Origin of the sequence: Peribacillus sp. YIM B13472 (assembly GCF_042788005.1) — a bacterium.
In the GTDB taxonomy this organism is placed as follows: Bacteria; Bacillota; Bacilli; order Bacillales; family DSM-1321; genus Peribacillus; species Peribacillus simplex_E.
On sequence record NZ_JBHZPG010000018.1, the window covers coordinates 65,865 to 77,383 of the forward strand.

The following is an 11,519-nucleotide window of genomic DNA, read 5'->3' on the forward strand; positions in this document are numbered from 1 at the left end:
CACGCTTTTTTGCGTATTATACTGTCAAATACCATCAACTGGTGAAATGGCTTATAACCATTCTCATTATCCTTTTGAATCCATCCTCACTCGCGCATTAACCTTTGCATCTCCATAATCGCATAATTGAGTTGTTAACTGATACGGACTCCTTCCAGGCTTGTCATCACCTGCCTGTTTTGTTAGAGGTCTTTCCTGCATTTCGACTTGCTTTTTATGGACTTTTTCTTCAATAAGATCTATGAACAGCTGATTATTGTTGAGATTTTCTTTATTCGACTCTATTAACCGTGCCAATGATACATTCCTACGCATTTGTATGCCCCTTTATCTATAGAAATTGCCAGGCATAAAAAGAATGGCTTTCTCCACTTAGGAAAAATATATTCCCTATTACTTCGTGACATTTTCATAATACTCTTAATTTAAAAATTCCTGGTTTCAATTTTGAAATGACAGTGACCCATACTGGTATTGTCATTCTGGATATGTCCTGTTTACTTTTTCAACCTGCCCTTCTTGTCCTTGATCGGGCCGTGTATATATAGTAAGTACAGTATCTAGATTGCCAACAAAAAAAGGCCTTCATCCACAGAAGGCCTTTCATTAAAAAACATTCCAGCTTGATCTCAGAAATCCGCTCCCTTTCCGCCGGCTGCCTGCCAAGCCTCATCAAAGCAAGCGCCTGTAGGTTCTCGGCTAGCCAGTTATTCGGCAGGAGTGTCGCATATTTCTTCAATCCAATAAGGATTACAGTAAAAAACCATTAAGGATAATCTAGTCTTGTTTTAAATTCATGGTCCGGGGTGAGATTCCGAACCTCCTTTTGGTATTACTTTAGTTTTTCTTGCGTTTCAAGATATTGCCTCATTTTTTGCAAATAATCCGGTGCATCCATTTGATCTTTCACAACCAATTCTATAAGGCAAAGCTTATCGGCGTTCATGTCCTGAGCATTTGTAATGGCTTCATCCAGTTCACCATTCGTCTCGACTTTTGCAGTAAATGCCTCTTGACCAAACGCTTCAGCCAGTTTTGTATAATCCCACTCTGGTATCTCGTTGTATTTCTGTTTTTCTATATCGACTTTTACGTTCAAGAATTTTTCTATCGTGTAACCGTTATTGTTGAGAATAAACACGATGGGCTTGCAGCCGTTCTCCAGCATCGAGCTTATTTCCTGTGCTGTCAGCTGTATCGAGCCGTCCCCGGTAAACAAAAGAACACGCCGGTTTCTATCCGCTATACAAGCACCGAAAGCTGCGGGCGTGGCATATCCGATGCTTTGCCAGCCTCCCTGAGCTATGTAGGTCGCCCCTTTCGGCAACCTGACCTGTGACATGCCATAAGAGAATGTTCCTGTTTCCGTGACCACAATGTCATTTTCTTTTAACATTTGCTGAATTCGAGGATAATAGGAAGCTGCTTTCAGTGGTGCTGAGGGGTCTTCCACCATTGTGTCATACGGAAACGAGATGTTTCCAACAGATTCGTTCTGCCGGTAACCAATGTCCTGGAGCGCATGTAGAATTTCCTCCGCCCTGACATTCATATAACTGGCTTTCCCCACTTTTAATGTGTCAGGTTGAATTTCCACCATTTTCAACGGGTTAAGCTTTGCTGTACCTTTGGAAGTATTGACGTCTGACCAAACAGCACCAACGGCTATGATGAAATCTGCTTCTTCAACAGTCTGAGTAACATCCTTACTTCCGAAAGCTCCGCCATATACACCAATATACTGGGGATGGCTCTCATCAAACCCGCTTTTTCCCTGCATTAACGAAGCAACTGGAACATTTAACCTCTCAGCGAGCTGCAGTACGGGTTTCTGCAAGTTATAACGAAGTGTTTTCATATCGACAAGCAGAACCGCTTTGTTTACATGTTCTAACATCCCTTTTATATGCTTCACTGCTGACTGCAGCGCATCAACATTCGTTTTGGCCATATTTTCAGAAGTCTCACCGTGAGAAAGTAACGGTTTTTCAACAAGATCGATAGCCACTACCAAATAAACGGGCTTTTTCTTTTCTTTCGCGATTCTGATTGCAGCCGGTATCTCCCTAGCTGCGTTTTCTGGTGTAAGAATTGCCGTATAACTGGTAATATGCTCATAAACCTTACGGAAAACATCAAAATCTCCATCCATTAACGTATGATGGGCAAGCTCCTTTTCCTGTTGCATCATGGACTTTGGCGAGCCGACAATATGTATGAGCGGCACATTTTCACTGTACGCTCCAGCGATTGCATTACATGCGCTCATTTCACCGACACCAAAAGTGGTGATGAGTGCCGACATGCCCTTCACACGGGCATAAGCGTCCGCAGCGTATCCTGCATTGAGTTCATTTCGTCCATTAATAAACTCAATCCCATCGTAATCTTCCAAAGTATCTAGCAATGAGAAATTATAGTCTCCGGGCACACCAAAAATCTCTGTAATGCCTTCTGCTTTTAAGCAGTCGTATAAATATTGTCCCAAGGTTCTGTTTTCAGCCAAGTCAATCACTCCTTCAATCGATTACTCTCTACTTTATTTATACCCAAACATAAGTAGGTTAACCGTAATTATCCACATACTTAAGGTGGGTTAGCTACTCTATTACTCTAGTTTTAGCTTTGAAAAATGATGTGAGTGAGGTAATCTCAGGCATGGCTCTCATAAAAAATGATTTGATTTCAAATCAAAGTATCTGAAAATTCTTGATTTCACCTCTATTTTTGATTTATATTTGAATCACCGAAACAGTGGATAAGGGGGAAAATGATGAGTGATAACAATGTCAAAAGAGTTTTGGAATGCATCATCAACACATCCAATAATAATATTACCGTGACCGATGAAAAAGGGTTCATTTTATTCACGAATCCTAACCATTGGTGGATATATGGAATCGAACCGGAACATTATCTTGGAAAATCCGTTTACCAGCTCGAAACGGAAGGAATCCTTTCACCTTCGATTTCCGCCATGGTATTGAAAGAGAAAACACCTGTACAGATCATGCAGCATACGAAGACGGGAAAAATCGTCATGTCGACTGCCTATCCCATCTTTGATGATGATGGTGAATTAATTCGTGTCGTCAGCTATGCCCAAGATCAAACTGAAATCAGGAACCTCCAGGATCAGTACGGTCAATTGGAGAAAAAGATTCAAGAATACCAATCGGAGGTCGAGGAACTTAGAGAACAGGAGGAGCTGATATATCGCAGCAAGGAAATGCGGCAAATCGCCAAAACGGTACACCGTGTTTCCAAAACGGATGCGACCGTCATGCTTCTCGGTGAATCCGGTGTGGGAAAGAGCGTATTCGCCCGCCGGCTGCACAATCAGAGTTACCGCAGCAAAGAGCCATTCATCGAAGTCAACTGCAGTACCATCCCAGAAAGTCTCTTTGAATCTGAAATGTTTGGATATGAAGCGGGATCCTTCACCGGAGCGCAGAAGCAGGGGAAACAAGGCCTGGTGGAACAAGCAGATAACGGAACCTTATTTCTCGATGAAATCGGTGAGCTTCCGCTGGATATGCAAGTGAAATTATTAAATGTCCTGCAAGAGAAGACTTTTAAAAGGGTGGGCGGAAAAAAAGAGCATAAGATAGATTTTCGGCTTGTAACGGCAACCAATCAAAACCTTGAGGAAATGGTGGAAAAGGGAACATTCAGGCTCGATTTGTATTACCGCTTAAATGTGATTCCCATCCAAATACCGCCATTACGAGAAAGAAAAGAAGATATCGCCATCTTAATCAATCACAATCTCGAAATCATCAACAAGAAATACAAGTCAGATAAGAAATTGCACCCTTCCACTTACGAAATACTGATTCAGCATAAATGGTCAGGAAACGTGCGTGAATTGGAAAACCTGATTGAACGTCTCATTTTGACCTCGGAAGACTCCATCATTTTCCCTGGATTTCTCCCCTCCCATTTCCATGGACAAGAATCTTTTGAGAAAAAAGATGATACCCTAATGATCGACGATATAATGGTTGATGATAGTGATCTCCATACCGCCCTCGAACAAGTGGAAAAATGGATGATGATGAAAGCGAGTAAACAATGTAAGTCTACATATGAAATGGCTAAATTCCTAGGGATCAGCCAGCCTTCCGTCGTCAGGAAAATGAAGAAATATAAGGGTCATCTGCCCATTAAGTAAAAGTGAATTGAAAGGAACCATAAAAATAGGAGACCATCGCAATGAAGGTCTCCTATTTCTTACTTATTTGACACGCCTGCAGATTCAAATGTTGCCATTTCTTTAATGACCAATGTCGCTGCCTTAAGGATGGGGTATGACAGGGCAGCCCCTGTTCCTTCCCCGATTCTCATTCCCACGTCGAGGATCGGCTCCTTGCCAAGCAGTTCTATGGCCGTTCTATGACCAGGTTCTGCAGATCGATGTCCAACAAACATATAATCGGCTGCACGTCCGGAAATCAGGTTTGCCAATACAGCAGCCGTGGTTGTAATGAAACCATCAACAAGAATGGGTATACGGTTATTCGCTGCAGCAAGCATGGCCCCTGCCATACCTGCGATTTCGAACCCGCCGATTTTCATCAAAATATTGATTGGATCTTCCGGATTAGGATTTCTTAATGAAATCGCTTCTTCAATTATTCTTTGCTTATGTATAATGCCTTCTGACTTCAATCCTGTTCCCTGTCCCACTAGTGATTCGACGCTTTTCCCGCTTATGATGGAGATGATCGCGGTACTGGAAGTCGTATTTCCGATTCCCATTTCACCAAGAATCAGGCAGTTCGCACCACGGGCAATCATTTTCTGCGCACGGTCATATCCAATTTCAAGCGCTTGAATTACTTCTTCCTTTGTCATCGCCTCTTCCTTATAAAAGTTTCTAGTTCCATTGCGGACTTTTCTCGAAGTTAACCCCGGTGCTTCGATATCTGCATCGATTCCTATATCGACAATGTCCAAGTAAGCATCTATCGCGCGGCTTAATACATTGATGGCAGCACCGTCATTCAGGAAATTAAGTGCCATTTGTTCCGTCACTTCTTTTGGATAAGCCGAAATCCCTTCTTCCGTAATTCCATGATCGGCCGCAAACACGATCACCCCCGGTTTCGAAATGTCCGGAAATGCCTCTCCTGTCATCTTGGCCAGTTCAATTATCCATTCTTCAAGCCTTCCTAAGCTTCCCAGAGGAACAGTCAGTGAATCGACATGTCCTTTAACCTGCCGTCCCATTTCTTCATCCAGCATCGGGATGGAGATGGCAGCAAACCCATTCGTCATATGTATACCCCCCACAATCCAAAATGAAAAACCTTAACCACAGGAAAAGGTTCTTATCCATCATCTGCTATAAATACAACTTAGTCCATTAATTATTCTCTTGGCTTTCCATTTACTTCGGCACTCCCATTTCATTTAATGGGTAGATACGAAATTTCACTTTGCCCATTAGTGATTTTTCAGAAATAAAACCAAATCTTCTTCCATCCCAACTATTCCTTCGATTATCCCCCATGACAAATAAATGACCGGCAGGTACCCTGGATTTCCCAAGTAAATCACTCAGGGTGAAATTCTCCGTCAGATTTTCTTCAGGTGGAATTTCCCCTTTTTTTGCTTTCAAATATGGTTCTTTATACTTTTTCCCATTGATATATAAGACATCATCTTTCATTTCAACGCTGTCACCTGGTAAACCGATCACCCTTTTTATATAATTCTCTTCCGCGTCCGGAGCATAAAATACGACCATATCGAAGCGCTCCGGCTTTCCGATTTTAGCTATCACTATCCGGTCATCATTTTCATAAGTCGGCTCCATTGATTCACCTTTTACTGTAACTGGTGTAAATAAAAACTGTTGGCAAATGAACACGATCATTAAAGCGAATAAGATAGACTTCAACCACGAGAACACTTCACTTTTCATATTCTTCATAAGGACTCCCTCCCATCCATTGTGAACGGCTAAATCAACGATAATTGCTGTATTTTTGGCTTGCGCGCCAAAAACAATTCTTTAGCACTGTTTATCTCTTATGCTTAAGTTTGCCATCGGTGATTTTTAGAAGAGATATTCCAAAAGAAATATCTGGAAAAATTGTAACATATCCTTTTATCGCTTGCGAGAATAATCATTTTTAATAAAAGGAGTAGAGAGCAAATCTCAAATCATGAAAAAAAGGATAGCGAGTTTAGCTATCCTTTTAACATAGTACAAATATTGTTCCAAAACCTTAGTATTTATTCCAAGTCAATACAGTATCAAGTGGCAAACGGACTTTTTCAAAGCCTGCTTTAGTTCCTTTTCCAATGGAAATTAACATGACGGGTTTGAAGTTTTCCGGTACATTGAATGCATCCACAAATTTGGCTTCATCGTACCCACCCATTGGGACTGTATCGTATCCTTTTGCTTTAGCAGCTAACATGATCTGCATGGAAACCAAGCCACCGTCAATCATGGCTACACTTAAAGCCTTTTCAGCCGAAAAGTTGCCGTAATTATGCATAATAGAGGCTACATATGGCTCTTTGATTTCATTCTTCATGATTCCTTTATTGACTAATTCACCATAAATCCGCTCTGCACTTTTGTAACCTTCTATATCAGCTAAAACGGCAATGACAGCAGACGCATCGACGATTTGTTGTTGGTTATTGGCGATGGGGAGCAATTCTTGTTGGGTTTGCTTATCTTGAATCACAAGGAATCTCCATGGCTGTAAGTTGGAAGAAGACGGTGCTTGAATCGCAATATCCAGGATTTCGCGAATTTCTTCTTCAGTCATCACGTATTCAGCATCGTACTGGCGAACAGATCTCCGTTCTTTTGCCACCGTAATGAAGTCCGTATCATTAAGGACTTTGGGCTTTTCAAGCGGTATATTCAATTCTTTCGATTTATTTAGGTACTCTTCTTTACTCATTATATTTTTTGTCATTTATAATGACCTCCATTTAACTGTAATTAATACAGGAACAGTATATAACGCATACTGTTCTTTTGTCAAATACAGTTTAAGAAAAACGAAACCATGTCAGTTTCGTTTTTCACATTAAGATTTTGAAAGTAAATCAGCAATCGTCTTCTGCTCCAAGCCTTGTATAATCCAGCTCTCCATCTCGTTTTTTAAACCGCATAAAGCTTCGCGTGAAGATGGTTGAAAGCATTTCTTATCATTCACATCAAGAAAGCCCTTTGAAAAAGGTTCGGATTTAATTGCAGCGTATATATCTGCAAGAATGATTTGTTCGGGATTTTTGGCAAGTGAATATCCCCCATCCCTGCCTTCCTTTGCTTGAATCAGCCCTGCCTTCACTAAATTACTTAATATTTTTCTAAGAAAACCGGACTCCGAATCAAGCTTATCAGCCAATTTATTACTATTGCATAATCCATCATGATCAGCAAGAACAAGCAAGGCTTGTACTGCAAGACTAAACCACATTATACTGGAAACCTTTTCTGACATTTCTTTCACCTCTCCCCTCTACTTTAAACTATTTTTCGATGAATATACAACGCTGCATGAACAAACCTGCCAAAATCCCTTTTTAATGAACATAATCGGGAAACCCCTTTTTAGAACGATGAATCCCTCACCAAATCTATCCTTCCAATACATGCTTTTCACCATTTTAAAAATAAATAGACAAAATACTTGTCTTACAAATTATTTCTTTAGGAATATGGTAAACTTACTTAATAGAATAGCTCAGGAAGTGGATGAATGATGCTGAAAACAATAAATGAACAAATGGATAAAGTCATGCCTCTCATCACTCCGTTAAGCGTGGTGATTGGTGTATTATTAGCCGAACATCTAACGGATTACACCTTTCTTGTTCCATGGATATTTGCCTTCATAACATTTTCCGGAAGTTTAGGCTCCAACTTTAAATCTTTGCAACAGGCCGTCACCCACCCTTTACCTGTTTTCATCGTATTGCTAATCCTTCATATGCTCATGCCTATTTGGGCTTTTGGTCTCGGCCACTTAGTGTTTCATGGTGATGCTTTCACGATTACCGGCCTAGTCCTGGCTGTAGTGATTCCAACCGGTGTCACCAGTATGATCTGGGTATCCATTTATCATGGGAATGCCGTGCTTGCCCTAACCATCATCTTGATCGACACCCTACTCTCGCCATTCATCGTTCCTTACAGTGTTTCCCTTTTTGGAGGCGGTTCGATCGAAATGGATTTGGGGTCGATGGTGAAAGGATTAATCGGAATGGTCGTTCTTCCCTCCATGCTTGCCATGTTCTTGAATCAGGCTACAAAAGGGAAAATACAATATACACTATCCCCCCGCTTAGCTCCATTTTCCAAGATAAGCGTTGGAATCGTAGTCATATTGAACAGTTCAAAAATCGCTCCTTACTTAACCCATTTCGATAAGAAATTAATGATCATGGCCTTCCTGGTTTTGTTCATAGCTGCTTCAGGGTATGCCCTTTCTTGGATGGTCGGTGCATATTTAAGATGGGAAAAGGCGGATATCATCACCTTGACATTTACAGGCGGTATGCGAAACATCAGTGCTGGAGCCGTTCTTGCAACCGCCTATTTCCCTGCTGCCGTCGCTGTTCCCGTTGTACTTGGCATGCTGTTTCAACAAATGCTTGCCTCCTTTTTTGGCTATGTCATGGAAAAGCATTTTCATCGTGGTGTGAATGAAGGGTGATCCGCAGAATGATAATTTCTCAAGCATCCTTTTTCCCTTTCATTTATATTCCAATTATAATAGGTAAGTGGAACACATTTACATGATTATCCATTACAAATCATTGGAGGTATTGAAGATGAAAGTTGTTGCAATAGTGGGAAGTATTCGTAAAGAGTCTTACAACCTTAAGCTAGCAAAATATATTCAAACTAGATATCAAGATCGATTTGATCTCGAAATCTTGAACATTCGGGATTTACCTTTTTATGATCAAGATATTGAAAATGACCCTCCATTAGTTGTAAAAGAATTTAAAAGCAAAGTGGCCGAAGCAGATGCAGTCTTGTGGGTAACACCTGAATACAATGGTACGATTCCAGGCGTATTGGGCAATGCAATCGATTGGTTATCGCGTGTTGATAAAGTCTTGATCGGCAAACCTTCATGGATCATGGGTGCGTCAATGGGGCAATTAGGAACGGTTAAAGCTCAATTGCATTTGCGTGAGATCCTATTCGCATTAGGCATCTCCTCCCCGCTCCTTCCCGGAAATGAAGTATATGTTGGTGCAGTGCATGACAAAATCGATAACGAAGGCAGGCTTACACATGAGTCAACTGTCCAGTTTATCGAAACGGTCGTCGATAACTTCATTAGCTGGTATAATCATCATACTCGTTAATGCTTTTTTAACAAGAATCCCAGCAGGAATGATCCTGCTGGGATTCTTGTTGCATCATAAAAGAGGAATTAAACTCATTTCATCCTCTTCCCGCTTGGAATGCAGGGTATTTTGTCATTCCTCCGTCAGCGAATAGAGTGATGCCCGTTACATAACTGGATTCTGAAGATGCCAGCCATGCAGCAACCGCAGCAATTTCTTCAGGCTTTCCGATATACCCCATCGGAATCATGCTTTCAAGATCTTTTTTCTTTTCGGGATCTTCAAGCTTGTCGGCATTTATTGGCGTGGCGATGGCTCCAGGACCAATGCTGTTCACACGGATCCCTTTTGGTGCATATTCAAGAGCCAGGGTTTCCGTAAGCAGCTTCACCCCGCCCTTGCTTGCCGCATAGTGAACGAATAAAGGCCAGGGAATCATCTCATGTACACTGGACATGTTTATAACATTCCCTTTAATACCGTTCTCGACAAAATACTTGATAGCTTCACGGCAGCCTAGGAAATTTCCGGTTAAGTTAGTATTGATTACCCTATTCCAGTCGCTTAACGGCATCTCGTGAGATGGAACCGGATTTTCAATTCCAGCATTATTGATGAATATATCGAGTTTCCCGAAATTCTTTATCGCTGATTGAACAAGGTTAATGACATCTTGTTCACTGGTGACATCGCCTTTTACGGCAATGGCTTCCCCACCATTTGTTTTGATTTCTTCCATTACACTATCTGCTTCCTCTAATTCAGTACGATAATTAACCACGACCTTTGCCTTTTCCTTAGCAAAGCGAATGGCCATCGCTTTTCCTAAACCAGTGGATGAACCCGTTATAACAACGACTTTACCTTCTAAATCTGTATACATTTAATCACCCTCCAATTAACTTTTTGCCAGCCCGAGCATAATCCCAGCTATGATGATCAAGATAATTCCAATTACAATTCCAATTAGTTGGCGCTTCGTTTTCTTTTCACGTAAAATGATGATCCCGCCAATAGTTGAGATGACTATGCCCATTTGCGAAAGGGAAAAACTAGTAGCCACTCCCACACGGGGCTGGGATATGAATAAAAACATGTTCCCTGCAGCCCATATCAATCCCGGAATGATATTGCGAATCGTATATTTGTTAAACGGTTTATGTTTAAAAGTCAATAACAGACCTCCTATCACCATCCCTATCGCTTGAGGGAACAACGCTGACCACCCGTCAACATCAAAAAGACGGGCCACGACCACATAAACCAAATAACCGAATGTCGAGATGAGGAGAATAACGATTCCTTTCTTCAAGTTTCCCGACTTGCCCTCTTTCGATTCTTTATCTTCCAAGGAGGTCAAGACGATTCCTATAATAATGAAGACTAAAGCCAAAACGCCTAAAATAATCGATTTCATTGTAGACCATTCGTTAAAAACTATGACCCCGAATAAAGTGGTTGAAATGAGCTGCAATCCTGTTGATATTGGCATGGTTTTGGAAACTCCCATTAAATCAATGCTCTTAAGCTGATTAGCTTGTCCAACAGCCCAAAACAATCCAGATACGACTCCGACTCCAAACACCAGGAGTGACAATTTAATATCTGCGAAAATATAAACACCAATTGAAAAAATCAAGGCTCCAATCGTTGTACCTAGTGTTTGACTATAGGGTCCACCCCCGAGTTTCACATTAAATAAAACGATGCTTCCCCAGAATAATGCCGGCAAGAGAGCTAATAATATATCCATTTACAACCCCCATATATGTAAGTTCAAAATTAAGCAGGAAATTTCATTTTGTCTTCTTAATATGTTCGCATTATTTGAATTGACCCTTGGTAATTTTATGAAGTGTTTCCCCTAAAGTAGTGTTCAACACAAAAAGGGCTGCAGACACAGCCCTTTTTAATGATACTGATTGATGCTAGCCACCATGTTGATGATGTTGCATGTCCATTTCCAAATCACCAGCGACTTTGAAATAATGACTTTCCCAAACAGCTGTCGTTCGGATAATGATGATGGGGAAAGTTTTATATTAACATTAATTAAAGCTTTAAAAGAGGAAGTATCCCCACATCTTACTGCAAATCCTTTTTATTGTACGGGCTTCATAGTTACTGTAAATTAATGAGTTGGTAATGAATGTTCATACTCAAATATCGGCAGCGTAAGTTAC

General features: G+C 41.0%; 11 protein-coding genes. 3 read left to right on the plus strand and 8 right to left on the minus strand.

All coding sequences use genetic code 11. The features are described from left to right. Window positions 1–66: 66 nt before the first annotated feature. Both ACFX4I_RS15225 and ACFX4I_RS15230 read right to left on the minus strand, forming a co-directional pair. Window positions 67–315, minus strand: coding sequence for a hypothetical protein (locus tag ACFX4I_RS15225; protein WP_309519496.1), 249 nt, complete (start codon window positions 313–315; stop codon window positions 67–69). Between the two features lie 517 nt (window positions 316–832). Then, window positions 833–2,506 carry an alpha-keto acid decarboxylase family protein gene (locus ACFX4I_RS15230; RefSeq protein ID WP_377421589.1) on the minus strand — a complete coding sequence of 558 codons (1,674 nt, stop codon included), beginning with the start codon at window positions 2,504–2,506 and terminating at the stop codon, window positions 833–835. Between the two features lie 264 nt (window positions 2,507–2,770). On the opposite strand from ACFX4I_RS15230, the gene ACFX4I_RS15235 reads away from it, so the two are divergent. Then, window positions 2,771–4,174, plus strand: coding sequence for a sigma-54 interaction domain-containing protein (locus tag ACFX4I_RS15235; RefSeq protein WP_377421591.1), 1,404 nt, complete (start codon window positions 2,771–2,773; stop codon window positions 4,172–4,174). 59 nt (window positions 4,175–4,233) lie between these two features. Here the strand turns inward: ACFX4I_RS15235 and cobT are convergent, their stop codons facing one another. From cobT to ACFX4I_RS15255, 4 genes are all read right to left on the minus strand, one after another. After that, window positions 4,234–5,280, minus strand: coding sequence for a nicotinate-nucleotide--dimethylbenzimidazole phosphoribosyltransferase (cobT, locus tag ACFX4I_RS15240; protein WP_377421593.1), 1,047 nt, complete (start codon window positions 5,278–5,280; stop codon window positions 4,234–4,236). 112 nt (window positions 5,281–5,392) lie between these two features. Further along, window positions 5,393–5,938 (minus strand): signal peptidase I, encoded by a 546-nt coding sequence (gene lepB, locus ACFX4I_RS15245; RefSeq protein WP_377421595.1) that lies wholly within the window; start codon window positions 5,936–5,938, stop codon window positions 5,393–5,395. Between the two features lie 298 nt (window positions 5,939–6,236). Next, window positions 6,237–6,944, minus strand: coding sequence for a nitroreductase family protein (locus ACFX4I_RS15250; protein ID WP_230301680.1), 708 nt, complete (start codon window positions 6,942–6,944; stop codon window positions 6,237–6,239). Between the two features lie 114 nt (window positions 6,945–7,058). After that, window positions 7,059–7,475, minus strand: coding sequence for an RrF2 family transcriptional regulator (locus ACFX4I_RS15255; RefSeq protein WP_076367661.1), 417 nt, complete (start codon window positions 7,473–7,475; stop codon window positions 7,059–7,061). A 261-nt stretch (window positions 7,476–7,736) separates the two neighbouring features. On the opposite strand from ACFX4I_RS15255, the gene ACFX4I_RS15260 reads away from it, so the two are divergent. Continuing rightward, entirely contained in the window at window positions 7,737–8,690 is a 954-nt protein-coding gene (locus ACFX4I_RS15260; RefSeq protein WP_230301692.1) for a bile acid:sodium symporter family protein, read from the plus strand. Window positions 8,691–8,808: 118 nt separating this feature from the next. Beyond that, the gene (locus ACFX4I_RS15265; protein WP_377421597.1) at window positions 8,809–9,354 is read left to right on the plus strand and encodes an NADPH-dependent FMN reductase; all 546 of its coding nucleotides are present in this window, start codon (window positions 8,809–8,811) and stop codon (window positions 9,352–9,354) included. 79 nt (window positions 9,355–9,433) lie between these two features. Here ACFX4I_RS15265 and ACFX4I_RS15270 read toward each other — a convergent pair whose 3' ends face one another. Both ACFX4I_RS15270 and ACFX4I_RS15275 read right to left on the minus strand, forming a co-directional pair. Further along, the gene (locus ACFX4I_RS15270; protein WP_309519492.1) at window positions 9,434–10,219 is read right to left on the minus strand and encodes a glucose 1-dehydrogenase; all 786 of its coding nucleotides are present in this window, start codon (window positions 10,217–10,219) and stop codon (window positions 9,434–9,436) included. A gap of 15 nt (window positions 10,220–10,234) precedes the next feature. Further along, on the minus strand, window positions 10,235–11,089 hold the full coding sequence (locus ACFX4I_RS15275; protein WP_230301682.1) for a RhaT/GlcU family sugar-proton symporter: 855 nt from the start codon (window positions 11,087–11,089) through the stop codon (window positions 10,235–10,237). Between the last annotated feature and the right edge of the window lie 430 nt (window positions 11,090–11,519).